16 protein-coding genes, 1 tRNA gene and 2 pseudogenes are annotated in these 25,987 nt (G+C 71.3%); 5 read left to right on the top strand and 14 right to left on the bottom strand.

The features are described from left to right. Positions 1-106 precede the first annotated feature (106 nt). Positions 107-418, top strand: a complete 312-nt coding sequence (locus ACFYXA_RS31980) for an STAS domain-containing protein (protein ID WP_389039507.1) — start codon at positions 107-109, stop codon at positions 416-418. Between the two features lie 66 nt (positions 419-484). Here ACFYXA_RS31980 and ACFYXA_RS31975 read toward each other — a convergent pair. The 3 genes and pseudogenes from ACFYXA_RS31975 to ACFYXA_RS31965 form a co-directional block, all read right to left on the bottom strand. Further along, positions 485-712, bottom strand: a pseudogene (locus ACFYXA_RS31975) (transposase); the annotation flags it as partial. A 114-nt stretch (positions 713-826) separates the two neighbouring features. Beyond that, positions 827-1,643: pseudogene (locus ACFYXA_RS31970) on the bottom strand (IS5 family transposase). Between the two features lie 71 nt (positions 1,644-1,714). Next, positions 1,715-3,337, bottom strand: coding sequence for an AMP-binding protein (locus ACFYXA_RS31965; RefSeq protein ID WP_389039504.1), 1,623 nt, complete (start codon positions 3,335-3,337; stop codon positions 1,715-1,717). Positions 3,338-3,704: 367 nt separating this feature from the next. On the opposite strand from ACFYXA_RS31965, the gene ACFYXA_RS31960 reads away from it, so the two are divergent. Genes ACFYXA_RS31960 through ACFYXA_RS31950 form a run of 3 tightly spaced genes read left to right on the top strand, consistent with a single transcriptional unit; the run spans position 3,705 to position 6,422 of the window. Further along, positions 3,705-4,394 carry a thioesterase II family protein gene (locus ACFYXA_RS31960; RefSeq protein ID WP_389039501.1) on the top strand — a complete coding sequence of 230 codons (690 nt, stop codon included), beginning with the start codon at positions 3,705-3,707 and terminating at the stop codon, positions 4,392-4,394. Beyond that, positions 4,391-4,954, top strand: a complete 564-nt coding sequence (locus tag ACFYXA_RS31955) for a hypothetical protein (protein ID WP_389039498.1) — start codon at positions 4,391-4,393, stop codon at positions 4,952-4,954. The genes ACFYXA_RS31960 and ACFYXA_RS31955 overlap by 4 nt, the downstream gene beginning before the upstream one ends. Before the next feature lie 43 nt (positions 4,955-4,997). Beyond that, entirely contained in the window at positions 4,998-6,422 is a 1,425-nt protein-coding gene (locus ACFYXA_RS31950; RefSeq protein WP_389039495.1) for an aldehyde dehydrogenase family protein, read from the top strand. A 261-nt stretch (positions 6,423-6,683) separates the two neighbouring features. Here the strand turns inward: ACFYXA_RS31950 and ACFYXA_RS31945 are convergent. The 11 genes from ACFYXA_RS31945 to bldG form a co-directional block, all read right to left on the bottom strand. Beyond that, positions 6,684-6,757: transfer RNA gene (locus ACFYXA_RS31945), tRNA-Thr, on the bottom strand. 96 nt (positions 6,758-6,853) lie between these two features. Continuing rightward, complete coding sequence (locus ACFYXA_RS31940) at positions 6,854-8,431, bottom strand: alpha/beta hydrolase (RefSeq protein WP_389039492.1); 1,578 nt, start codon at positions 8,429-8,431, stop codon at positions 6,854-6,856. A 125-nt stretch (positions 8,432-8,556) separates the two neighbouring features. Beyond that, positions 8,557-9,762, bottom strand: a complete 1,206-nt coding sequence (locus tag ACFYXA_RS31935; RefSeq protein ID WP_351090496.1) for a DNA polymerase III subunit delta' — start codon at positions 9,760-9,762, stop codon at positions 8,557-8,559. Positions 9,763-10,185: 423 nt separating this feature from the next. Then, positions 10,186-13,503, bottom strand: a complete 3,318-nt coding sequence (tmk, locus tag ACFYXA_RS31930) for a dTMP kinase (protein WP_389039488.1) — start codon at positions 13,501-13,503, stop codon at positions 10,186-10,188. Between the two features lie 134 nt (positions 13,504-13,637). Continuing rightward, positions 13,638-16,475, bottom strand: a complete 2,838-nt coding sequence (topA, locus tag ACFYXA_RS31925; protein ID WP_352244843.1) for a type I DNA topoisomerase — start codon at positions 16,473-16,475, stop codon at positions 13,638-13,640. Between the two features lie 403 nt (positions 16,476-16,878). Continuing rightward, positions 16,879-17,079, bottom strand: a complete 201-nt coding sequence (locus ACFYXA_RS31920) for a hypothetical protein (protein WP_130438494.1) — start codon at positions 17,077-17,079, stop codon at positions 16,879-16,881. 316 nt (positions 17,080-17,395) lie between these two features. Then, positions 17,396-18,919 (bottom strand): class I SAM-dependent methyltransferase, encoded by a 1,524-nt coding sequence (locus ACFYXA_RS31915; RefSeq protein ID WP_130438496.1) that lies wholly within the window; start codon positions 18,917-18,919, stop codon positions 17,396-17,398. Between the two features lie 98 nt (positions 18,920-19,017). Continuing rightward, complete coding sequence (locus ACFYXA_RS31910; protein WP_352244841.1) at positions 19,018-19,620, bottom strand: small secreted protein; 603 nt, start codon at positions 19,618-19,620, stop codon at positions 19,018-19,020. A 193-nt stretch (positions 19,621-19,813) separates the two neighbouring features. Next, positions 19,814-22,216: a sodium-translocating pyrophosphatase gene (locus ACFYXA_RS31905; protein ID WP_352244839.1), complete on the bottom strand. Its 2,403-nt coding sequence runs from the start codon at positions 22,214-22,216 to the stop codon at positions 19,814-19,816. A 284-nt stretch (positions 22,217-22,500) separates the two neighbouring features. Continuing rightward, positions 22,501-22,929, bottom strand: a complete 429-nt coding sequence (locus tag ACFYXA_RS31900) for an ATP-binding protein (RefSeq protein ID WP_351090485.1) — start codon at positions 22,927-22,929, stop codon at positions 22,501-22,503. Positions 22,930-23,044: 115 nt separating this feature from the next. Continuing rightward, positions 23,045-23,386, bottom strand: coding sequence for an anti-sigma factor antagonist BldG (bldG, locus tag ACFYXA_RS31895; RefSeq protein WP_009189842.1), 342 nt, complete (start codon positions 23,384-23,386; stop codon positions 23,045-23,047). A gap of 81 nt (positions 23,387-23,467) precedes the next feature. Between bldG and ACFYXA_RS31890 the strand changes: the two genes are divergently transcribed. Beyond that, entirely contained in the window at positions 23,468-25,945 is a 2,478-nt protein-coding gene (locus tag ACFYXA_RS31890; protein ID WP_389039480.1) for a DEAD/DEAH box helicase, read from the top strand. Positions 25,946-25,987: the final 42 nt, after the last annotated feature.

Here is a 25,987-nt window from a genome sequence, read left to right as displayed (position 1 = left end):
CCGCGCCGCCGACGCAGCCCTACCACTCACCACAGGTGACCGGACGGTTTCCGTCACCAGGCCATCGAATCTGCAAGTGGCGGCCGAGGCCGTGAACCGAGGCATCATGACTCTTCCGCAGCTGAACATCTACCGGCACGACCGGGGCACGCGAGCACTGATCACCCTGGCCGGCGAGATCGACCCGGTCACCGCGCCCCAGGTGCGGATCGCCCTGGAGCGGTGCCTGTATGACGGCATCACCGCCATCGACGTCGACCTGACCACCGTCGACCTCTGCGACACCAGCGGCCTGCGCGTCTTTCTCGACGCGTCGCGGCACGCCGCCGAGACCCACACGTCCCTGCGACTGCACTACCCGTCCCCGCAAACCGCACGACTCCTCGCGGACACCGGCTCCGATCGAGCGCTCCTCTGATGAACCAGACCAGCCGGAACAACGGTGCGGAGATGCCGCTTTGACGCGGCGGATAGTCCGGCACCCGTAGTAGAACACCGCCGACCAGGCTGGCAGGTCGTGGGGCAGGTAACGCCACTGGCAGCCCGTCCGGTTCTGGTAGAAGATCGCGTTCACGACCTCCCGCAGATCGCAGGATCCGCGATCTCCGGTCGCTGACCGTGCCACCCGGCCCTGCTTCCAGGCCGTGATCATCGGCTCGATCAACGCCCACTGCTCGTCCGCTAAGTCGCTGGGGTACGGCTCTCGCTCCATGCCCGCATCTCAGCATGCACATGACCATCAGACGCTCCTGCCCGACGATCAATACCTCGATCGAGCGATCACGAACCGAGAAAGATCGGACTTAACGTCCACTTAGGGGTCCTTTCAGAATGCTGGATGCTTGCGGGCGAGGGTCATGCAGTGGGCGAGCTGGAGGAAGGCGTCGTGCATGTCGTCTCGGGCTTCCCAGCGAGTGCGTAAGCGGCGAGGGCCGTGGAGCCAGGCAATGGCGGACTCGGCAACCCACCGCACACGGACCAGGCCCGAGCCGTGCGCCTGACCACGCCTGGCGATCTTCGGAACGATGCCGCGCTCACGCAGTCGGCGACGGTAGACGTCGTGGTCGTAGCCACGATCGGCATACAAGGTGCGGGGCTTGCGCCGGGGCCGGCCCCGCTTGCCCCGCACCGGCGGCAGGCCGTCGACCAGCGGCAAGAGCTGCGTGACGTCGTTTCGGTGCCCGCCCGTCAACGACACCCGCAACGGGGTGCCGTGCGCGTCGGTCAGCACGTGGTGCTTCGAGCCCGGCCGTGCACGGTCAACCGGACTCGGACCGACTTTTGGGCTGCTTCGCCCCCGCTTGGCCTGCGCATGCGAGGCGTCAACGGTGACCCGGGAGAAGTCCAGGCGGTCTGCCGCCCGCAGCCGGTCCAGCAGCACCCGCTGGAGTTCCTCCCACACCCCGGCCTCCTGCCATTCGGCCAGCCGCCGCCAGCAGGTGGAACCGGAACCGAACCCCAACTCCTGCGGCAGGTAATCCATTGGATTCCGGTGTAGAGGACGAACAGCACCCCTGCAGCGTCTTGCGGTCATCGATCCGCTTACGTCCCGGGTACCGGAACCGCCGTTCATGCTCCGGCAGCAGCGGCTCGATCACCGCCCACAGCTCGTCACTGACCTCCCACGGCTTCCGCCGTGCCATGGCCACCCCCAAGCAGCACGGGATCACATATTCCTCCACCGTGCCACAAGAAGATCATTCTCAAGGACCCCTTAGAGGGTGACGGTGCTGCCGGGCAGGCTGCCGTCGCACAGAGCTGCCCACATGACACGGCGCCGGGGCTTGCCGCTGGAGGTGACGGCGATGCCGCCACGGGTAACGGCGAGGGCTGTCAGTTCCGTGTCCGGCAGCGACTCGCGCAGGACGGTGCCCGCAAGGACGTACCACTCGGGCTTGGCGGCCTCCAGGACCACGGTCGCCGTCGGTACGCCGTCGCGGTGGCCGAGGAGAACCGCCACCCGTCGCTCGGGAATGCCCCGCTCGACGAGCTGTGCCTCCAGGCTCTCGGCGAAGACCATCCGGCCGTGCACCTTCAGCCCGTCTCCGAGGCGGCCGACAACGAAGAGCTGTCCGTCGTGGAGGAAGCCCGCGTCGCCCGTCCGCAGGGTGCCGTCGCCGATGCTCGTGCCCGAGGCAGAGCCGGGGTCGCCGACATAGCTGGTCGCGACCGAGGCGCCGGTGACGACGATCTCGCCGACGGTGCCGTCCGGTACAGGCCGCTCGTCGTCGTCCGTGATGGTGACCGACACGCCCTCCAGCGGACGCCCGCAGCCCACGATCCGCCCGCCCGCCGTAGCCGCCGCACCACCGTGCTCCGGAGACAGGGCCGTCCAACCCTCGCCGAGGGGAAGCCCGGTGACGGCCAGGGTCGCCTCCGCGCCGCCGTACGCGGGCAGCAGGGCCCGGCGGTCGAATCCGTACGGGGAGAGCAGTTCGTCGAACTTCTCCAGGACCGTCGGGTCGATGCGCTCGGCGCCCAGAATGATCGACCGCAGCGAGTCGAAGCGCAGCCCTTCGAGGTCCTGCGGCTTGATCCTGCGCAGGATGTACGCGAGACCGAAGTTCGGCATCGCGGCCAGGCCCACGCGCTGGTCGCTGATGCAGCGCAGATAGCGCTGCGGGGAGCGGATGAAGTCCTCCGGCTGAAGCATCCAGCCGTCGCACCCGGTCGTGACGATGTTGATGAGGCAACCGATGAGGCCCATGTCGTGGTGGACCGGGAGCCACGCGATGCCCGGCAGGTCGGGCGACCAGTCGAGCCAGCGCCGCATGGCCGTCACATTGGCGCGCAGGGCGGCGTTGGTGACCTGAACGCCGCGAGAGAAGCCGCTGGAGCCCGATGTGAACTGGAGAAGCGCGAACTCCGCGGCGGGGAACGGCTCTTCAGTCGGTTCGACGTCCGCGACGAACTCGTCGAAGAGCACCGGCTCGGGGAGCCCGAGGTCCGCCGTGATCTTGCGTACCTTCTCGATGGAGTCCTCGTCGCACAGCGTCACGGCCGGCTGAGCCGTCTCGAACAGGTGCGTGGCGTGCTTCTCGTAGTCGTCGGCGCGCTGGAAGGCGAACGGCGGGGCGATCGAGCAGGCAGTGCCGCCCGCGGCGATCGCGCCGAACCAGCCGGCCGCGAAGCCGGGGCTCGACCGCTGGACCACCGCGACCACGTCACCGTGCCGCAGACCGTGCGCGTGCAGGGCGGCGGCGGCTCGCAGCGTCAGATCGGCGAGGGCTGCGTACGACCAAAAGTCCCAACTGTCGCCGGCGGCGGCGAAGTGCAGCCCCCGGTCGGCGGACGGCTGCTCCAGCCACTCCAGAAGGGCCTTGTCCGGGGCGTTCAACGTGATCTCTCCTCGCGTACGGTCGCGGGTTCTTGGCCTGTCCGGCAGAGGTCGGGCGCAGGCACCGGGCCGGTACGACCGGTATGCGTCGAGCCGGTCCGATGAGCGGATCGCGCTCATCGGACCGGTCTTCGCGGGCGGCGCCGTTGACGTGGGCCCAGTGGCACCGCCGGGCATCTCGACGGCCTCGATCATGCCGAGGACCCCGGTGCCTGATCCAGGCAAGGACCCGGCAATCCGGCGGTCGGCATCGATCCGACCAGCAACCCCGATTGCCGGTCCCCTTCCTGGTCTGCGCCGGTACCCGCCCCACAGCATCGATACAACGCAGACGCAAGTGAGTTGGCCGGAAGGTGGTCGGAGTCGGATGAGTTCGCATGGCGCGGAGGGCACGGAGCTCCCGCTGACCACAGCCCAGCACGGAGTGTGGCTCGCGCAGCAACTGCCGGGCCGCGGCACCCGCGAGGCCGACCCGATGCCGGCCCGGTTCGACGACCTGGTGGACGCCCTGTACAAGGGGCTCCTGCCCGAACTGGACGTGCCCTACGTCCTGTTCGGTCACAGCTTCGGCGGCGCCCTCGCCTACGAGCTCACGCTCCGCATCGAGGAACGGGGCGCGCCGGTGCCCCTCGCAACCCTGGTCTCCGCCTCGCGCGCTCCGCAGACGCCCCCCACGGGCACCATCTCGGACGCCCCCGACAAGGAGCTGCTGGCGTGGCTGGTGAACAGCGACGGGCTGCCCCGTGAACTGCTGAAGTACCCGGACTATGTGGCCTACTTGCTGCGCACGATACGCACCGACATAGCTTTCGCCGAACGGTATCTTGTAAGCGATCCGAGACCGGTGCGCACCCCGTTGCACGCGCTCTGCGGTGAGGAGGACCATGTCGTCACCGCCGAGCAGGTCCGGCACTGGAAGGAGTGCGCGGCGGGCGACCATTCCTTCACGGTCATGCCGGGCGGTCACTCCTATCACCAGACACACGCCCCCCAACTGATGGAATTCGTGCGGGAGATCCTGCCGGCCGGCGGCACCCCCGAGGAGGAACGACCGTGACCGACCCCCACACCCTGTACGCCGGGCTGACTCTGGCGGGCGAGCTCGCCGCAAAGGACGACGGCAGCAACTTCACCGCCTACTTCAACACCCTCCTCATCGTCGGCATCACGACGATCATCGTCATACGCCAGTTCACCGCCCAGCAGGTCACGAACCGCATGTTCTTCTGGGTAGCCGTGCTCATCGTTCGCGGCTGCGTTCCGCCGGGACCCGCGGAGATGAAGCCGGCGAGCATCGCCTTGCTCGTCCTCTCCCTGTTCGCCTCGGTCGCCTTCGGGCTCTGGCGGGGAGCGGCCTTCCCCATGTGGCGGGACGCCGAAGGACGCGTCTTCCGCAAGGGCGACCGGCGGATCCTCTTCCTGTGGCTCCTGACCGTGGCCGCGCGGCTGGTCTTCGGCGGCATCGGAGCCGTCGCCTTCCACGAACCCTTCAACGCCGACGCGCTCTGGCTCGGCATGGGCGTCACGCTCGCCGTGCAGCACCTGGTCATGACGCGCCGCAAGGCGGGCGCACCGCTGCGCGTCGCGGACGGCGGAGCGGTACCAGCGGCCCGATGAGCGACGGCGCGAGGAACCGAGCGAGGGGCGGGAACCGGACGCGATGAAGGTGTACGAGCAGCACGGAATGTACGTGGCCGGAGCGTGGCGGCCGGCGGCCACGGACGAGTCGACCGACGTGGTGAACCCGGCCGACGAGCGTGTCATCGCCACGGTGCCGGCCGGCACCGCGCACGACGTCGACGCCGCCGTGGCCGCCGCGCGGACGGCGTTCCCCGGCTGGGCCACGACAGCCCCGGCCGAGCGAGCGGCGGCCCTGACCGCCCTGGGGTGCGAACTGCGGGCGCGTGTCAGAGAGTTCGCCGAGACGATCACAGCGGAGCTGGGGTCCCCGCTGGCGCTGAGCCGGCTGGCGCACGTCCGCACCCCGCTCGCCGTCCTCGACTCCTACGCGGAACTGGCCGGCCGGCACCCCTTCGAGGAGCGGATCGGCCGTTCCACGGTCCTGCTGGAGCCGGTCGGCGTGGTCGGCGCGATCACGCCGTGGAACTATCCGCTGCACCAGATGGTGTCCAAGGTGGCGCCCGCCCTCGCCGCAGGCTGCACGATCGTCGTCAAGCCGGCGGAGGAGACCCCGCTCACCGCCCGGCTGCTGGCCGAGTGCGTGGCCGCCGCGGGACTACCGCCCGGCGTCTTCAACCTGGTCACGGGGGTGGGCGAGGTGGCGGGCCGGGCCCTGGCCGAACATCCGGACGTGGACATGGTGTCCTTCACGGGCTCCACCGCCGTCGGCAAGGAGGTCGCCGCGCACGCCGCCCGCACGATCAGGCGCGTCGCTCTGGAACTCGGGGGCAAGTCCCCGAACGTGATCCTGCCGAGTGCGGACCACACCACGGCCGTCCGCACCGGCGTCACCAACGTCTTCACCAACTCCGGCCAGACGTGCAGCGCCTGGACCCGCATGCTGGTCCACCGCAGCCGGTACGAGGAAGCCGTCACGCTGGCCGCCGACGCCGCCGCCGCGTACGCCCCGGGCGACCCTCTGGACCCCGCGACCCGCATGGGCCCGCTGGTCAGCGCCCGTCAACGCGCCCGCGTACGCGACTGCATACGACGCGGAATCAAGGAGGGCGCACGCCTGGTCACCGGCGGACCCGAGGCGCCCGATGGCCTGCCACGGGGCTACTTCGCACGCCCCACGATCTTTGCCGACGTCACCCCGGACATGTCCGTCGCCCAGGAGGAGATCTTCGGCCCTGTCCTCTCGATCATGAAGTACGAGGACAAGGACGACGCCGTACGTATGGCAAACCACTCCGTGTACGGGCTCTCCGGCGCAGTGTGGTCAGCCGAAACGCCCGAAGCGGTGGCCTTCGCCCGCCGCCTGAACACAGGGCAGGTGGACATCAACGGCGCTCGCTTCAATCCCCTGGCCCCCTTCGGCGGCTGGAAGCAGTCCGGCATCGGCCGCGAACTGGGCCGGCACGGCCTGATGGAGTACCTCCAGACGAAATCACTGCAAGTGTGAGGCGGAGGCGCCGGGCCCGTGGTGAGTGTCAGATCCCGTCCGCGTACGCCACGACTTCTCGGTGCTCAGTGCCTCGGAATGGTGCGGTCATCGTGCCGATCTCCTTCGCGCCTCGACATCTCGAAGATCATCCGGTGGCCGTTCATCTATGCGGGCATCAGCCAGAAGCCGGAGCAAACCCACTGACCGAACAGCCCGAATTCCAAGGTCACCCAAAGGAAGAAACCCCAGGTCAAAGGCTCGACCTGGGGTTCACCACGGAGCCGCCTTCGGGATTCGAACCCGAGACCTACGCATTACGAGTGCGTTGCTCTGGCCATCTGAGCTAAGGCGGCGCGCTGTCCGCACCATGGTGCGATCAGCAACGTCGGTAAGTCTACACAGTTTCCGGGGGTGGTCCGCACCACCCCCGGAGGGGGTGGTCGCAGGGGCTATGAGCAGCTCTTTCCCTTCGGGGGGACCGTGCCGCGGAGCAGATACGCATTGATCGTGGAGTCGACGCAGGCGCTGCCCCTCCCGTATGCCGTGTGGCCGTCGCCGTCGTAGGTGAGGAGGCGGGCCGAGGAGAGCTGGCCGGCCAGGGCGCGGGCCCAGCGGTAGGGGGTCGCCGGGTCGCGGGTGGTGCCGACGACCACGATCGGGGCCGCGCCCTTCGCCTCGATGCGGCGCGGCTCGCCCGTCGGCGCGACGGGCCAGTACGCGCAGTTCAGAGAGGCCCAGGCGAGGCCCTCGCCGAAGACGGGGGACGCCTTGCGGAACGCGGGCAGCGCCTTGCGCACCTGGTCGGGTCCGTCGAACGCGGACGGCAGGTCCAGGCAGTTCACCGCCGCGTTGGCGGCCATCAGGTTGGCGTACCGGCCGTCGCCGTCCCGCTCGTAGTAGCTGTCCGCGAGGGCGAGGAGACCCGCGCCGTCGCTGTCGTCGATCGCCGTGGTCAACGCGTCCCGCAGCCGCTCCCATGTGCTCTCGTCGTACATCGCGGCGATCACGCCGATGGTCGCCAGCGACTCACCGAGCCGGCGGCCGCCCGGGTCCCCCGTGGGCATGGGCCGCGCGTCGAGCTTCTTGAAGAAGGCCCCGAGGTTCGGCCCGACCTCGTCCGCACGGGCGCCCAGCGGACAGCGCGGCCGGCGCACGCAGTCCTTCGCGAACGAGCGGAACGCCGTCTCGAAGCCGGCCGTCTGATCAAGGTTCAGCCGGCGGGCGGGCAGCGACGGGTCCATCGCCCCGTCCAGGACGAGCCGCCCGACCCGGTCCGGGAACAGCCCCGCGTACGTCGCCCCGAGGAACGTGCCGTACGACGCCCCCACGTACGTCAGCCTCCTGTCCCCCAGGGCCGCGCGCAGGATGTCCATGTCGCGGGCCGTCTCCACGGTGGAGACGTGCCTGAGCAGCCGGGCCGACCGAGAGCCGCATCCCTCGGCGAACTTCTTGTAGGCGCCGACGAGTCGGTCCGTCTCCGGCTGGTCGTCGGGCGTGACGTCCGTCTGCGTGTACGCGTCCATGTCGCGTCCGTCGAGGCAGCGCACCGGCTCGCTGCGGGCCACGCCCCTGGGGTCGACGGCGACCATGTCGTAGCGGGCGCGGACGCCGGCCGGGTAGGCGATCCCCGCGTACTGCTGGAGGTAGCCGACCGCCGAGCCGCCCGGTCCGCCCGGGTTCACGAGCAGCGAACCGAGTCGCTTCCCGGGGCCCGTCGCCTTCTTGCGGGCGACGGCGAGACGGATGTCGCCCTCGCCGGGGCGGGCGTAGTCGAGGGGCGCTTTCAGGGTGGTGCACTGGAAGCCGGGGACGCCGCAGTCCCGCCAGCCGAGCCTCTGCCCGTAGTACGGCGCGAGCGCCGACGGCGTGGCCCGCGGCAGCGCGGCCAGTGCCGCCTGCGCCACGGCCGGGCTCGCCGAACCCGCCGCCCTTCCTGACGAGCAGGCGGGGACGAGCAGCGCGGCGAGGGAGACGAGCGCGACGCCGATACGGGACCTTCGAGGGGAGCGGGAGCGCCTGGTGTGCATCCAGCGAGAGTAACCGTGTGCGATCGTCCGACGTCATACCGTGCACGAAGCGCCACGGACGAGTGACGGCGTCAACCGGCGTTCCGTCTGGCCGTCCTCGAGCAGCGTCCCCGCACCGGCAGGTCTCAACCCGCTCTCAGCGCCATCGTCATCGCCTCCACCGCCAGCAGCGGAGCCACATTGCGGTCGAGGGCGTCCCTGCACGCGGCGATGGCCTCGATACGGCGGAGTGTGGACTCGGGGGCGCTGCCGCGGGCGAGCCGTTCGAGGGCGTCCTCGGCGTCCACGTTGGCGAGGGCGATGCGCGAGCCGAGCTGGAGCGCGAGGACGTCACGGTAGAAGGAAGTGAGATCGGTCAGCGCGAGGTCGAGGCTGTCTCGCTGCGTCCGCGTTCTGCGGCGCTTCTGCTTGTCCTCCAGGTCCTTCATCACCCCCGCCGTGCCGCGTGGCATCCTGCCGCCCTGGACCGCGCCCAGCGCCGCCTTCAGCTCCTCCGTCTCCTTGGCGTCCCGCTCCTCGGCGAGTTGTCTGGCGTCCTCGGTGGCCGCGTCGACGAGTTCCTGCGCGGCCCTGAGGCAGCCGCCGACGTCCTCGACGCGCAACGGCAGCTTGAGCACGGCGGCGCGGCGTTCACGGGCGGCCGGGTCGGTGGCCAGGCGGCGGGCCCGGTCCACGTGCCCCTGTGTGGCACGGGCGGCCGAGGCGGCCACGGCGGGATCGATGCCCTCGCGCCGTACGAGCATGTCGGCCACGGCGTCGACCGAGGGCGTGCGCAGGTTCAGGTGCCGGCAGCGGGAGCGGATGGTGGGCAGCACGTCCTCGAGGGAGGGGGCGCAGAGCAGCCACACCGTGCGGGGCGCGGGTTCCTCGACCGCCTTGAGAACGGCGTTCGCGGACTTCTCGTTGAGCCGCTCGGCGTCCTCGACGAGGATCACCTGCCACCGGCCGTTCGCCGGCGAGGTGAACGACTTGCGGACCGTGTCGCGCATGTCCTCGGCGAGGATCTGCGAGCCCACGGCGGCGACGGTCGTGACGTCCGCGTGCGTGCCGATGAGCGCCGTATGGCATCCGTCGCAGAAGCCGCAGCCCGGCACCCCGCCGAGCGCCCGGTCGGGGCTCACGCACTGCAGCGCTGCGGCGAACGCATGGGCCGTCTGGGTCCGGCCCGCTCCGGGCGGTCCGGTGAACAGCCAGGCGTGCGTCATCTTGGACGCCTCGGGCGGCGGCGCGTCGGTGGCGGCCGCGGTGACGAACGCGTCGGCGTCCCGGGCGGCGGCGGCGAGCTGTTCGCTCACCTTCTCCTGCCCGACGAGGTCGTCCCACACGGCCATGGCTCCCGCCGCCCTTTCGTCCAGGCCCGCATCGCCGGTGCGCCGCGGGCTGCCTCACGCGCCGCGGACCACGTCCCACGTCGCGGCTTCCATTGTGCGGGGAGCCACTGACATCGGACGCCAGAGCGACATCGGGGCCACTGACATCCGGGGCCGGACCGGCAATCGGGGCCACTGACATCGCGACCACTCACACCGCGTGCCGCTGACGACGGGGTGCTGCCGCGGACGCGGCCCGAGCGGTGCCGGGCCCCCGCCGCGCAGTCCCCTACCCGAGCCGGACCGACCTGGGCCGGGCAGAGCCACCGGGCCGCCTGACCGCCGCCAGGCCGCCGGGCTCCCCGGCAACCCGGCCACGGGGACCTCGGGTCCAGCCCCGCCTCACCTCATCCTCCGCGCCCGCAGCCCCCTACCGGCGAAGCCTCACCGTCGACGACCGCGCCCGCGGCCACCGCCCCGGCCGCCGCCGGAGCCGTCTCCCCGCTCGTCGCCTGAGTCGTCGTCCTGGTGCGGGCCCAGCAGCTCGTCCGCCAGCGACGGCAGGTCGTCCAGCGGGGTCTCCTCGGCCCAGTCGGACCGCTGACGCCGGCGCGGTGCGCCCTGTTCGTCGAGCTGCGGCAGCTCGCGCGTGCGGTCGTCGGAGCCGTCCGGCTCTGTGCCCGGACGCTCGTCGCGGAAGTATCCCGGCGGCACCCGGTCCGCGGGGCCCTCCCCGCGCACGGGCGGGAGTACGGCCGTCTCGGCCGCGTCCGCGTCCCGCACCGGAGGCAGCTTGGCCGTCTCGTCGGACGCGCCCGCGGCCCGCGACGGCTGAGGCAGCTCGGTCGTCACCTCGGCGTCGGACGTCGCCTCAGCGGTCCGCCGCGACTGCGGAGACCGCCCGGACCTTCCCGAAGACGCCCCGGACGGCTTCCCGGCGGGAGCCGCATCGGCGCCCGGCTCGGGATCCTTGTCCATCCGCACCCGAGGCAGCACCGCCGTCTCGTCCACCGGCCCGCCCGACGCGTTCGTCGGCGTGACCACCGGCGTCGGAACGGTCGCCGCCTCCGGACCGACCCCGCCGGCCCCGAACGAGGAGGTGGCGGAAGGGGCCGTCGCCGGGGGCGCGGCCGGCTTCTTCGGGCCGGCCTGCGCCGCCGCGGCGGCCTGCTCGGCGGCCCGCCGGGCCTGCTCCGCCCGCAGCAGCGCTTCCTCGGCCTTGCGCTGCTTCTCCAGGCGCAGTGCCTCGGCCTCGGCGCGCAGCCGGGCCTCTTCCTCGGCCTCCCTGCGGCGGCGCTCCTCCTCCGCCTTGCGGCGGGCCTCCTCCTCGACGCGCGCCTTCTCCTCGGCGAGCAGCCGCACGCGCTCCTCCTCCGCGCGCCGGGCCGCCTCCTCGGCCCGCTGCCGGGCCTCCTCGGCCTGCCGCTCGGCCTCGCGCCGCTGAGCCTCTTCCAGCTCGCGCCGCTTGCGCTCCTCCTCCTCGGCACGCAGCCGGGCCAGCTGCTCCTGGCGCTCACGCTCCAGGCGCTCCTCCTCGGCCTTGCGGGCGGCCTCTTCCTCGGCCTTCCTGCGCGCCTCCTCCTCGGCCTTCTTCCGCGCCTCCTCCTGGGCCTTGATCTCGGCCTCGGACAGCGGCAGCATCCGGTCCAGCCGGGCCCGGACGACGGAGGTGACGGCGTCCGGTTCCTGACCGGCGTCGACGACGAGGTAGCGGCCCGGGTCGGCGGCGGCCAGCGTGAGGAAACCGGAGCGCACACGCGTGTGGAACTCCGCGGGCTCCGACTCCAGCCGGTCCGGGGCCTCTGTGAAACGCTCGCGGGCGGTCTCCGGCGAGACGTCCAGCAGGACCGTCAGATGCGGCACCAGCCCGTCGGTCGCCCACCGGGAGATCCGGGCGATCTCGGTCGGGGAGAGGTCACGGCCGGCGCCCTGGTAGGCGACGGACGAGTCGATGTACCGGTCGGTGATCACCACAGCGCCGCGCTCCAGGGCGGGCCGTACGACGGTGTCGACGTGCTCCGCGCGGTCGGCCGCGTACAGCAGCGCCTCCGCGCGGTGGGAAAGGCCCGCGCTCGACACGTCGAGCAGGATCGACCGCAGCCGCTTGCCGACGGGCGTGGCCCCCGGCTCGCGCGTGAGGACGACCTCGTGGCCCTTGCCCCTGATCCATTCGGCGAGCGCCTCGGCCTGCGTGGACTTGCCCGCGCCGTCGCCGCCCTCCAGGGCGATGAAGAAACCGTTCGCGGCCGGCGCCTGCACCGGGTCGTCGCCGCCGAGCAGCGCGTCCCGCAGGTCGTGCCGCAAGGGAACACCGGAGCGATCGTCGATCTTGGCCAGGACGAGCGCGGCCACCGGCAGCAGCAGCGCGCCCACCAGCATCAACGTGAACGCGGCCCCGCCGTGCGCGAAGACGAACCTGCCGTTCTCCAAGCGGTGCGGCCCGATCAGCGCGGCCACCACGGGGGCGATCAGCGCGCCCAGCGCGACGACGACCCGTACGACGGCGTGCAGGTGTTCCGTCGTGCGCGTGCGCCGGTGCTCCTCGGTCTCCTGGTCGAGCAGCGCGTGCCCGATGTTGGCCGCGACGCCCGCGCCGACGCCGGCCAGGACGTCGATCAGCAGCACGCTGGTGACGTCCGGGACCAGGCCTGCCGCGAGCAGCGCCACGCCGGTGAAGGCGATCGCCAGGGCGAGCAGCCGCCGCCGCGACAGCGACACCAGCACCTTCTGCGCCGTACGGACGCCGAGGGCGACGCCGCCGGTCAGTGCGAGGACGAACAGGCCGTAGAGCACCGGGCCGCCGCCCAGGTCCTTGGCGTGCAGGACCGCCACGGCGACGGCGGCCGCGATCGCCCCGGCCACGGCCGCGCAGGCGAGGATCAGCAGCGGGATGGAGCCGGTGCGGCCGGCGTCGGCGCCGGTGGCCGTCCGCGGACGGCGCAGCCCTTCGAGGGGCGACCGCGCGCGCGGTGTGCGCGTGCCGGGCAGCTCCAGGAAGACCACGACGGACAGGGAGCCCGCGAACAGGCCGCCCGCGACATACGAGGCGAGGGCCGCCTGGTGCTGGTCGAACCAGTCGATCCCGGCGCCCAGCAGGTTGTTGACCAGGGACGCCACCAGCAGGGCGACCGCGCCCAGCGGCACCGCCACGAAGCTGGTCCGCAGCGACAGCCGGCGCAGCGCGTCCATGTGGTCCGGCAACGGCCGTACCGCCGCGCCCTCCAGGGGCGGGGCGGGCAGCAGCGCGGGCGCGGCGCTCTCGCGGGCGACCGTCCAGAACCGCTCGGCGACGCCGGTCAGGAAGACGGTGACGAGCAGCAGCGCCAGGGCGTCGTCCGGCACCCAGTCGATCCACAGGGGCGCCACCAGCAGCAGGACGGCACGCAGGCCGTCCGCGCCGACCATGGTCCAGCGGCGGTCGAGCGGGCCGTCCGGTGAGGTCAGGGAGGTCAGCGGGCCCAGCAGGACCGCGCCGAAGAGGAGGGTGGCGAGGATGCGCACCCCGAAGACCGTCGCCACCGCGAACGCCACTCCGCGGTAGCCGCCTCCGAAGGAGCCCTCGGCGACGGCCGCCTGGAGGGCGAGGAGGACGAGGACCAGCAGGGCGAGGGCGTCACCGACGCCGCTCACCAACTGCGCGCTCCACAAGCGCTTCAACTGGGGCTGGCGCAACAGAGCGCGGACGGCGCGCTCGCGGGAATCCGCCACCAGGGCCTCGTCCTGCGCCGGGTGGTGGGCCGTTGGCTGCTCGGCTCGCGTCATGCGTTCAGCCTATCGGGAGCGACTGACAGGCCGGTGGAGCCATCCTCACGTACGCACACCCCGACACCGATGTGATGCCGGGGTGTGCATCCCGTGAAGCCGGGTGTGCGTCAGGCGTTTCGGGGAAGGGCGGATCAGTCCTCCGAGGCCGCCTTGGCCGCCGTCGTCTTCTTGGCGGCCGTCGCGGTCTTCTTCGCCGTCGTCTTCTTCGCGGTGGTCGTCTTGGCCGCGGTCTTCTTGGCGGCCGTCTTCTTGGCCGGTGCGGCCTTCTTGGCGGTCGTCTTCTTGGCCGTGGCCTTCTTCGCCGTCTTCTTGGCGGGCCCCTTGGCACGCTTCTCGGCGAGCAGCTCGAAGCCGCGCTCCGGGGTGATCGTCTCGACGCTGTCGCCGGAGCGCAGGGTCGCGTTGGTCTCCCCGTCGGTGACGTACGGCCCGAAGCGACCGTCCTTGACGACGACCGGCTTCCCGCTCACCGGGTCCTCGCCGAGCTCCTTCAGCGGCGGCTTGGCGGCTGCCCGCCCCCGCTGCTTGGGCTGGGAGTAGATCTCCAGCGCCTCTTCGAGGGTGATCGTGAAGAGCTGCTCCTCGGACTGCAGCGAACGCGAGTCCGTCCCCTTCTTCAGGTAGGGGCCGTAGCGGCCGTTCTGCGCGGTGATCTCCTGGCCCTCGGCGTCGGTGCCGACGACGCGCGGCAGGGACATCAGCTTGAGCGCGTCCTCCAGCGTGACCGTGTCCAGGGACATCGTCTTGAACAGGGACGCCGTGCGCGGCTTGACGGCGTTCTTCCCGGTCTTCGGGGTGCCCTCGGGGAGCACCTCGGTGACGTACGGGCCGTAGCGGCCGTCCTTGGCGATGATCTGATGGCCGGTCTGCGGATCGGCGCCCAGCTCGAAGTCGCCGCTCGGCTTGGCGAGCAGTTCCTCCGCCAGCTCGACGGACAGTTCGTCGGGCGCCAGGTCCTCGGGGACGTCCGCCCGCTGGTGGTTCTCCGAGTCGCGTTCGCCGCGCTCGATGTAGGGGCCGTAGCGGCCGACCCGCAGCACGATGTCGTTGCCCACGGGGAACGACGACACCTCGCGCGCGTCGATCGCGCCCAGGTCGGTCACCAGCTCCTTGAGGCCGCCGAGGTGGTCCCCGTCGCCGTTGCCGGCGTCGGCGGCCACGCCCTCGACGGTGCCCTCGCCGAAGTAGAACCGCTTCAGCCACGGCACGGCACGCGCCTCACCGCGCGCGATGCGGTCGAGGTCGTCCTCCATCTTGGCGGTGAAGTCGTAGTCGACGAGCCGCCCGAAGTGCTTCTCCAGGAGGTTGACCACCGCGAAGGACAGGAAGGACGGCACGAGGGCCGTGCCCTTCTTGAACACGTATCCGCGGTCGAGGATCGTGCCGATGATCGACGCGTACGTCGACGGGCGGCCGATCTCCCGCTCTTCGAGCTCCTTGACCAGGCTGGCCTCGGTGTAGCGGGCCGGGGGCTTGGTGGCGTGCCCGTCGACCGTGATCTCCTCGGCGCTGAGGGCGTCGCCCTCGCCGACCTGGGGCAGCCGGCGCTCGCGGTCGTCCAGCTCCGCGTTCGGGTCGTCGGCGCCCTCGACGTACGCCTTCAGGAAGCCGTGGAACGTGATCGTCTTGCCGGAGGCGCTGAACTCGACGTCCCGGCCGTCGGCCGCCGTGCCGCCGATCTTCACGGTGACGCTGTTGCCGGTGGCGTCCTTCATCTGGGAGGCGACGGTCCGCTTCCAGATCAGCTCGTAGAGCTTGAACTGGTCGCCGGTCAGGCCCGTCTCGGCGGGGGTGCGGAAGCGGTCGCCCGACGGGCGGATCGCCTCGTGCGCCTCCTGCGCGTTCTTGACCTTGCCGGCGTACGTCCGGGGCTGCGCCGGGAGGTAGTCGGCGCCGTACAGCTGCGTGACCTGGGCGCGGGCGGCCGCCACGGCGGTGTCGCTCAGCGTCGTGGAGTCCGTACGCATGTACGTGATGTAGCCGTTCTCGTACAGCTTCTGCGCGACCTGCATGGTGGCCTTCGCGCCGAAGCCGAGCTTGCGGCTCGCCTCCTGCTGCAGCGTCGTCGTACGGAAGGGGGCGTACGGCGAGCGGCGGTAGGGCTTGGACTCGACGGACCGCACGGAGAAGCTGGTGCTCTCCAGGGCGGCGGCGAGCGCGCGGGCGTTCGCCTCGTCGAGGTGGAGGGTGTTGGCGCTCTTGAGTTGTCCCAGGGAGTCGAAGTCGCGGCCCTGCGCGACCCGCCTGCCGTCGACGGTCTGCAGGCGGGCGACCAGCGACGACGGGTCCGAGGGATCGCCCGCGCGGCCGGTCGCGAAGGTGCCCGTCAGGTCCCAGTACTCAGCGGAACGAAAGGCGATGCGATCGCGTTCCCGCTCGACGACGAGTCGTGTGGCGACCGACTGGACGCGGCCGGCCGACAGGCGCGGCATGACCTTCTTCCACAGGACCGGCGAGACCTCGTAGCCGTAGAGGCGGTCGAGGATGCGGCGGGTCTCCTGGGCGTCGACGAGCTTCTGGTTGAGGGCGCGCGGGTTGGCGACGGCCTCGCGGATGGCGTCCTTGGTGATCTCGTGGAAGACCATCCGCTTGACGGGGATCGTCGGCTTGAGGACCTCTTGCAGGTGCCAGGCGATGGCCTCGCCCTCGCGGTCCTCATCGGTGGCGAGGAAGAGCTCGTCGGATTCCTTCAGCAGGTCCTTGAGCTTCTTGACCTGTGCTCTCTTGTCGGCGTTGATCACATAGATCGGCTGGAAGTCGTGTTCGACGTCCACACCGAGGCGGCGGACCTCGCCGGTGTACTTCTCCGGCACCTCCGCGGCGCCGTTGGGGAGGTCGCGGATGTGCCCGACGCTCGCCTCGACAACGTATCCAGGGCCGAGGTAGCCCTTGATCGTCTTCGCCTTGGCAGGCGACTCGACGATGACGAGTCGGCGGCCGCCCTTCGCGGTCTCGCTGGTCGGGGACAACTTGGCTCTTCTCTCCGGTCGACGCTGGGCCTCCCCAGGCCTTGCTCCCGGGGTCGGGGCCACCCTTTCGTGGCTAGCTCGCCTCCGGACGCTACAGCCGGCGTCGAGGCGGCGAGCGCGAGCGGCCCTCGGGCCCTCTCCGCGTTCGCCGTCCGGACACCGCCGCGTCTCTTCGGCTCGCTTCGCTGGTGACGCTGCGGAGTGTGACGGTACATCCCGCCCCCGTGTCAAACGGGAAAAGCCCGCAACGGCCACTCGAACGGTAACCCGACTACCGCCATTCCTGCCGCCCGGAGTGCCGACCGGCACTTTTCCGCCGGACCGGAGGGCGATCTCTCAATTGTCCGTGGAGCCGCTCTCGCGCGATGCCCGCACCGGCTTCCACAGGACCTTCCATGGTGCGTCAAAGACGACTGAAGCACCATGCCCCGGCGGTCAGCGCGATCACCGCGACGGTGGTGGCGAGGGCGGCCGATGCGACCGGGTTCACACCCTGCGCCACGGGCTGCCGCTGCCGTACGCGGACCGCCGTCCAGGCCAGCAGACAGCCGCCGAACAGGGCGAACACCGCCCCCGTGAAGATCGCCGGTCCGCTCTCCGTCATCGTCAGCGCCCCCTCTTCTCCCACCCGCGCGTGGCCCCTTGCCGGGAGACTGACACGCGCGGGCGGCGCCGGAGCGAACCCGAGGTGAACACCGGGCCGACGGGCGGGGGCGGCGGGCCGTCCGGGTCGCGGGGCGGGCGCGTGATCTCCGCGATCGACGGCTCCGCCGTGTGTCGGAACCGACTCGAAATTGTCGCCGCCGCCCTTGATCGGCTGTTCGGTGCCGTTCCGGCAGCCGATTTCGGGCGGGCGCCTGAGCGAATCCGATCGCCTCGCGCGTGGGCGGCGTCCGGCGATCACGCGTGAGGCGGAGGCGTCAGGCGGGCTCCAGGAATCCCTGTTCCACCAGCAGCCGGATCTGCGCGGGGGTGCGGTCGCGCAGCAGCACCGGGTCCTCGCCGACCAGCTGGGCGATCGCGTCCAGGATGCGGCCCGCGCTGAGCGAGCCGTCGCACACGCCCGCGAAGCCCGCGCCGACGGTGTCCACCTTGGTGGCCCGGCGCATCCCCCGGTTCTGCCGCAGCACGACGTGCTCCGGATCCTCCGCACCGGGCAGTCCGACCTGCTCCTGCATGACCTCCGGGGCCAGCTTGAAGTGCCCGGCGAGCAGCGAGGCGTCGTCGTGCTCGCGCAGGTAGTCGACGCGGTCGAAGTGGGCCCGGACGGTGTCGCCGAGGGGCTGCTCGACCGGGTGCGGCCACTCCTCGACGGTGATGACGGGCTCGGCGGACGCCGTCCTGCGCAGGGTGATCCAGCCGAAGCCGACGGCCTTCACCTTGCGCGCCTCGAACTCGTCCAGCCAGGCGTCGTAGCGGGCCTGGTACTCCTGCGGGTCGCCCCGGTGGTCTCCGGCGTCCCTGAGCCACAGCTCGGCGTACTGCGTGACGTCCTGCACCTCGCGCTGCACGATCCACGCGTCGCAGCCGCGCGGCACCCACGACCTGATCCTGTCCTGCCAGTCCTCCCCTTCCTCGTGCTGCCAGTTGGCGAGGAACTGCGCGAACCCGCCCACGTTCAGCCGTTCCCCCGCCTGCTGAACGAGCGAGCGGCACAGATCGTCCCCGCCCATCCCGCCGTCGCGGTACGTCAGCCGTGCGCCCGGCGAGATGACGAAGGGCGGGTTGGACACGATGAGGTCGAACGTCTCGTCGTCCCGGACCGGCTCGAACAGCGAGCCCTCCCGCAGGTCGGCCGCCGGCACGCCGGACAGGGCGAGGGTGAGCGCGGTGATGTGCAGCGCGCGCGGGTTGAGGTCGGTCGCCGTCACGCGCGTGGCGTGCTGGGCGGCGTGCAGTGCCTGGATGCCGGAGCCGGTGCCGAGGTCGAGGGCGGAGGCGACGGGCGTGCGGACGGTGATCCCGGCGAGGGTCGTGGACGCCCCGCCGACGCCGAGGACGACGCCCTCGTCGCGGTTGCCGATGCCGCCGGCCCCGCCGACCGCGCACCCGAGGTCGGACACGATGAACCAGTCCTCGCCGTCGGACCCGCCGTAGGGCCGTACGTCCACGGTCGCGGCGACATCGCCGTCGGCCCCGCCCGCCCGCGTCAGCCAGCCGCTCTCCACGCACGCGTGGACGGGCAGGACGTCCTCCACGCGCGCGTGGGGCACGGGCTGCTGCAGCAGGAACAGGCGGACGAGCGTTTCCAGGGGCGTGTCGCCGCGGGTCGCGCGCAGCGCGGGCACCGTCTCGCTGCGGGCCAGTGCCGCGTACGCGGGGGCGCCGAGCAGTTCGAGCAGCCCGTCGGCGGTGAAAGAGGCCGCGAGCAGGGCCTCACGCAGCCGGGCGGCGACGTCGGGGCGCTCGGCGGAGGGCAGCGGGGGCAGGGTGGCTTCACTCACGCCCCCATTGTGTCCCGCCCGCCGTCCGTACGGCGGTGCGGCCCACGCGACCCGCACCGCGTCGTCAGGCCCCCTCGGGCGGGCGAGGGGGCGGCGGGTCAGCTGGTCGTGGCGCGGGACGCGGAGGACGCCACCTTCTGGCAGCTCGGCTGCTGGGCCATGGCGCTCTTCACGTCGCCCTGCTCGAGGTTCTTCAGCGCGGCGTTCCCGCTCTGGCTGAGCTTGCCGAGCCGGGTGGCTATGTCCTGAAGGCCGTCGGCGAACTTCGCCTGGTCCTTGGTGTCGAGGCCGTCGACCTGCTTCTTGAGGCCGGCGTACGAGGTGGACAGGCCGTTGAGGGCCGTCACGGCGTCCTGCTGCTTCTTCTGACCGCCGTCGACGCCGGGCGGCGGACCCGCCTGCTGGACCGTCTGCCCGAGTGCCTTGTAGGCGTCGGACATGTCCTGGAAGGCCTTGGAGTCGGTCTTCTGGACGTTCGCCGGGGGGTTGTCGTCGGTGGCGGCCTTCTTGATCGCGTCGTTGGCCGCGTCGACCTTGGCGTCCTGGGCGGGCAGCGCGTCGCAGACCTGCTTGGCCCAGGCGTCGAGCTCCTTGTTGCCGTCGTCGCCGCCGCTGCTGCACGCGGACAGCGCCAGTACCAGTACCGCACCGCCGGACAGTGCGGCCCCGAGCTTCTTGTTCACCGGTTCGGCCCCTTCCATGACTCTCGGCCCCGGAACATACACGCCAACCGGGTGCCAACCCCAGAACGAATGTCCGTTATATGGACCGATGGATCCATTCACCCCGGGCGAGAGAAGGCTCACCAGTCGTGCACAGGCACGACGAAACGGGCAGACGGCGCGTCAACACGCGCCGTCTGCCCGCCTCTTGAGCCGGGAAACGTGACGGTTGCTAGGAAACCACCGCCGGGTCGGCCGACTTGGACGAGCGCTCGGCGTTGTCTTCGTCACCCACGGCGATGCCGCGCCGCTTGGAGACGTACACGGCGCCGACGATCACGAGGAGCGCGAGGAGCGCGACCGTGATCCGCACGCCGACGTTCGCGTCGTCGCCGTAGCTGAACTTGATCACCGCGGGCGCGATGAGCAGCGCCACCAGGTTCATGACCTTCAGCAGCGGGTTGATCGCGGGGCCGGCGGTGTCCTTGAAGGGGTCGCCGACGGTGTCGCCGATCACGGTCGCCGAGTGCGCCTCGCTGCCCTTGCCGCCGTGATGCCCGTCCTCGACGAGCTTCTTGGCGTTGTCCCAGGCGCCGCCGGAGTTGGCGAGGAAGACCGCCATCAGCGTGCCCGCGCCGATCGCGCCCGCCAGATAGGCGCCGAGCGCGCCGACGCCGAGCGTGAACCCGATGAAGATCGGCGCCATCACGGCGAGCAGACCGGGCGTGGCGAGCTCGCGCAGGGCGTCCTTGGTGCAGATGTCGACGACCCTGCCGTACTCCGGTGTCTCGGTGTAATCCATGATCCCGGGCTTCTCGCGGAACTGCCGCCGCACCTCGTAGACCACGGAGCCCGCCGAACGCGAGACCGCGTTGATGGCCAGTCCGGAGAAGAGGAAGACGACGGCCGCGCCCGCGATCAGGCCGACCAGGTTGTTCGGCTGCGAGATGTCCATCATCAGGCTCATCGGCGCGCCGTCCCCGCTGAGCTTCTCGCCCACGTCCTGCGCGCCGGTCGTGATCGCGTCACGGTACGACCCGAAGAGCGCGGCGGCCGCGAGGACGGCCGTGGCGATGGCGATGCCCTTGGTGATGGCCTTGGTGGTGTTGCCGACGGCGTCGAGGTTGGTGAGCACCTGCGCGCCCGCGCCCTCGACGTCGCCGGACATCTCGGCGATGCCCTGCGCGTTGTCGGAGACGGGGCCGAAGGTGTCCATCGCCACGATCACGCCGACCGTGGTGAGCAGTCCGGTGCCCGCCAGCGCCACCGCGAACAGCGCCAGCATGATCGACGTGCCGCCGAGCAGGAACGCGCCGTACACGCCGAGACCGATGAGCAGAGCGGTGTAGACGGCCGACTCCAGGCCGACGGAGATGCCGGCGAGGACGACCGTGGCGGGACCGGTCAGCGACGTCTTGCCGATGTCGCGGACCGGGCGGCGGGTGGTCTCGGTGAAGTAGCCGGTCAGCTGCTGGATGACGGCGGCCAGGAGGATGCCGATGGCCACCGCGACGAGGGCGAGGATCCGCGGGTCGCCGTCCTTGCCGAGGATCGCGGGGTCGGTGACTCCGTCGAGCTCCCCGTAGGAGCCCGGGAGGTAGACGAAGACGGCCACCGCGACCAGCGCGAGCGAGATCACCGCGGAGATGAAGAAACCGCGGTTGATCGCTGACATGCCGCTGCGGTCCGCGCGGCGCGGGGCCACGGCGAAGATGCCGATCATCGCGGTGATCACGCCGATCGCGGGCACGAGCAGCGGGAAGGCGAGGCCGGCGTCGCCGAAGGCCGCGGTGCCGAGGATGAGCGCGGCGACCAGGGTCACGGCGTACGACTCGAACAGGTCGGCCGCCATGCCGGCGCAGTCGCCGACGTTGTCGCCCACGTTGTCGGCGATGGTGGCGGCGTTGCGCGGATCGTCCTCCGGGATGCCCTGTTCGACCTTGCCGACCAGGTCGGCGCCGACGTCGGCGGCTTTGGTGAAGATGCCGCCGCCGACCCTCATGAACATCGCGATGAGTGCCGCGCCGAGGCCGAAGCCCTCCAGGACCTTCGGCGCGTCGGCCGTGTACACCAGGACCACGCAGGAGGCGCCGAGCAGTCCGAGTCCGACCGTGAACATGCCGACGACGCCGCCGGTACGGAAAGCGATCTTCATCGCCTTGTGGGAGACGGCGGTGAGATCCTTTTCCGGCTCTCCCGCAGCCGGGGTCGCTTCCCGGGCCGCCGCGGCGACGCGCACATTGCTGCGCACGGCAAGCCACATGCCGATATAGCCGGTGGCCGCCGAGAACGCCGCGCCGATCAAGAAGAACACAGATCGCCCGGCGCGCTGATTCCAGTCGTCCGCGGGCAGCAGGAAGAGCAGGAAGAACACCACGACGGCGAATACGCCGAGGGTGCGCAGCTGCCGGGCCAGATAGGCGTTGGCGCCTTCCTGGACCGCCGCCGCGATCTTCTTCATGCTGTCGGTGCCCTCGCCGGCCGCGAGCACCTGGCGCAGCAGCACGCCCGCGACCACGAGAGCGGCCAGCGCGACGATCCCGATGACCACCACGAGCAGGCGGTTGCCGTCGGTCAGCACTGCGGCTGCGAGGGTTGGGTGGTCCAACCGATGAGGGGTAGAAAGCCCCGCCATTCGTCCTCCTTGACGCTTGGGCTGAGCTCAAGATGTGGACGGATTGTAGGTACCGAGACCTGATCAAAACAGTGCGCGGCAAACGGAATTCACGCGCGAATACAGTCGTCCACGGTCGCCGATGATCGTGAATTGCTTCACGAATTTCAGGGCATGATTCATTGCGCAAGATTCACTTCCATCGAAATGAATCTTGGGTCCACTGTAAGCGCCGGTGACAGGGTGCGCACATGCCGAAGGGCCCTACGAGGTAGGGCCCTTCGATCAGGGGTGCTTCAGGTCGCTCAGGGCAGCGGCGTGGCGGGCAGTGCGGCCGGCCATGTCATGCGGATCAGCCCGCCGTGCTCGCCGGCGGAGACCTCCACGTCGTCCACGAGGCCGCTGATGACCGCGAGGCCCATCTCGTCCTCCTCGGCCTCGGCTTCGGCCTCCGCGCCCGCCGCCTGGTCGCCGGGGACCGCGTGCGGGGCCTCGTCGCCCACCTCGATGGAGAACTGCTTCTCGTCCTCGATGAGGGACACCTTCACCGGCGCGCTGATGCCGCCGCTCTGATGCAGTCCGACGGCACGGGAACAGGCCTCGCCCACGGCGAGCCTGACCTCGTCCAGAGCGGCCTCGTCCACTCCGGCCCTGCGCGCCACCGCCGCCGCCACCAGTCGGGCGGTCCTGACGTGCTCGGGCAGCGCACTGAAGCGGAGTTCAACGGTGGCCATGCATCCCCCTCGGAACTACGGGCGTGCTGTCGGGGGGCCGGGCTGCCAGGCCCGGTCCCCCGGTGTTCAACTGTGCCGACCGGGGCCGCCTGCCGGCATGCCCCGGACCGGCTGGTCAGTCGGTGGCCGCCACCGCTTCATCGACCGAGGTGTGGATCGGGAACACCTTGGTGAGACCGGTGATGCGGAAGATCTTCAGAATGCGCTCCTGGTTGCACACCAGGCGCAACGAGCCCTCATGGGCACGCACACGCTTCAGACCGCCGACCAGCACGCCGAGCCCGGTGGAGTCGAGGAAGTCCACGCCCTCCATGTCGACGACGAGGTGGAAATTCCCGTCGTTCACCAGCTCGACCAGCTGCTCGCGCAGCTTGGGCGCGGTATATACGTCGATTTCGCCACCGACCTCGACGACCGTACGATCGCCGACGGTACGGGTCGACAGGGACAGGTCCACGGATCCTCCAGCACCTTGCTATCGAGCGGTCGCCCCTCGGGACACCTCGGCAGGAGCCCCCGGGACGGTTCGCCAGCCGCGATGGCATTCAATCACTTACCGGCAGGCGTGCACGACGCCTTGGCTCCATTGTCCGTCACGCCAGTGACACACTCGGTGCCGATGGCCAAGAATCACCGATCCGATCGACCCCCGGCACAGCCCGCGCCCCGCCTGTCGCCGGGCACGGTCCTGGACCGGCTCGCCCCGGGACCGAGCCGGGCGTCGCGCATCACTCATACGGAGCACTTGCCCCCGCGCGAGGGTCGTCATGCCGTCTGGCCTGACCGTATTCGCTCGGAAGTGATCGCGACGCTTCAGGCGTGCGGCATCGAACACCCCTGGGCCCACCAGGCCCAGGCCGCCGAACACGCCCTGGACGGCGAGTCGGTGGTCGTCGCGACGGGCACCGCTTCCGGCAAGTCCCTGGCCTACCTGGTGCCGGTCCTCTCGGCGCTCCTGGATGGCGCCGAGGCCCCCAACGGGCGCGGCGCCACCGCCCTGTACCTGGCCCCGACGAAGGCCCTCGCGGCCGATCAGTGCCGTTCGGTGAAAAAACTTTCACAACCACTCGGCAACGCGGTTCGCCCGGCCGTGTACGACGGCGATACTCCGTTCGAGGAACGCGAATGGATCCGCCAGTACGCCAACTACGTCCTCACCAACCCGGACATGCTGCACCGCGGCATCCTCCCGTCCCACCCCCGCTGGTCCTCCTTCCTGAAGTCGCTCAAGTACGTCGTCATCGACGAGTGCCACACCTACCGCGGCGTGTTCGGCTCCCACGTCGCCCAGGTGCTGCGCCGGCTGCGCCGGCTGTGCGCGCGGTACGGCGCCTCCCCCGTCTTCCTGCTGGCCTCCGCCACGGCCGCCGAACCCGCGGTCGCCGCCGGCCGCCTGACCGGCCTCCCGGTGGTCGAGGTGGCCGACGACGCCTCACCCCGCGGTGAACTGGTGTTCGCCCTGTGGGAGCCCCCGCTCACCGAAATGCGGGGCGAGAAGGGCGCGCCCGTCCGCCGCACCGCCACCGCCGAGACCGCGGACCTCCTCACCGACCTCGCCGTCCAGGGCGTCCGCACGGTCGCCTTCGTCCGCTCCCGTCGCGGCGCGGAGCTGATCTCCGTGATCGCCCAGGAGCGGCTCGCCGAGGTCGACCGCTCCCTCGCCCGGCGTGTCGCGGCCTACCGCGGCGGCTACCTCCCCGAGGAACGCCGCGCCCTGGAACAAGCCCTGCACTCCGGCGAACTCCTCGGACTGGCCGCCACCACCGCCCTGGAGCTCGGCATCGACGTCTCCGGCCTGGACGCCGTCCTCATCGCCGGCTACCCGGGCACCCGCGCCTCCCTGTGGCAGCAGGCAGGCCGCGCGGGCCGGGCCGGACAGGGCGCGCTGGCCGTGCTCGTCGCCCGCGACGACCCGCTGGACACGTTCCTGGTCCACCACCCGGAGGCGCTGTTCGACCGCCCGGTGGAGTCCACCGTCCTCGATCCCGACAACCCCTATGTGCTCGCCCCCCACCTGTGCGCCGCCGCCGCGGAGATCCCCCTGACGGAGGACGACCTTGAGCTGTTCGGCCCAGAGACCGAGGCGCTGCTGCCGCAGCTGGAGGCCGCGAAACTGCTGCGCCGCCGGACGAAGGCCTGGCACTGGACCCGCCGGGAGCGGGCCGCCGACCTCACCGACATCCGCGGCGAGGGCGGCCGGCCGGTGCAGATCGTCGAGGAGGGCACGGGCCGTCTGCTCGGCACGGTCGACGAGGGCGCCGCCCACTCCACCGTCCACGAGGGCGCCGTCCACCTGCACCAGGGCCGTACGTATCTGGTGCGGTCACTGGACCTGGAGGACTCGGTGGCCCTCGTCGAGGAGGCCGCCCCGCCGTATGCGACGGTCGCCCGCGACACGACGGCGATCTCCGTCCTGGAGACGGACGTCGAGATCCCCTGGGGCGACGGCCGCCTGTGCTACGGCTCCGTCGAGGTCACCAACCAAGTGGTCTCCTTCCTGCGCCGGCGTGTCATCACCGGTGAGGTGCTGGGCGAGTCGAAGCTCGACCTCCCTCCCCGTACGCTGCGCACTCGCGCGGTGTGGTGGACGGTCACCGAGGACCAGCTGGACGCCGCCCGGATCAACCCGGAGATCCTCGGCGGGGCCCTGCACGCCGCCGAGCACGCGTCCATCGGCATGCTGCCCCTCTTCGCGACGTGCGACCGCTGGGACATCGGCGGCGTGTCGATCCCGCTCCACCCCGACACCCTCCTCCCCACGGTCTTCGTCTACGACGGCCATCCCGGCGGCGCGGGCTTCGCCGAGCGCGCTTTCCACACGGCCCGCGCCTGGCTGACCGCCACCCGCCAGGCCATCGCCTCCTGCGAGTGCGAGGCCGGCTGCCCGTCCTGCATCCAGTCCCCCAAGTGCGGCAACGGCAACGACCCACTGCACAAGGCGGGCGCAGTACGCCTGCTCACGGAACTGCTGCGGGGGGCGCCGGAGGAGAAGGGGGCGGCGCAGGCAGGGGAGTAGGGGTGTTGTGCGGCTGGGCGAGCCCCGGGGTGGTCGGCGTGG

Origin of the sequence: Streptomyces sp. NPDC002566, assembly GCF_042889585.1 — a bacterium.
GTDB lineage: Bacteria > Actinomycetota > Actinomycetes > Streptomycetales > Streptomycetaceae > Streptomyces.
The sequence above is the reverse complement of the archived record's forward strand: the minus strand, read 5'-3'. Positions and strand labels throughout refer to the sequence as shown.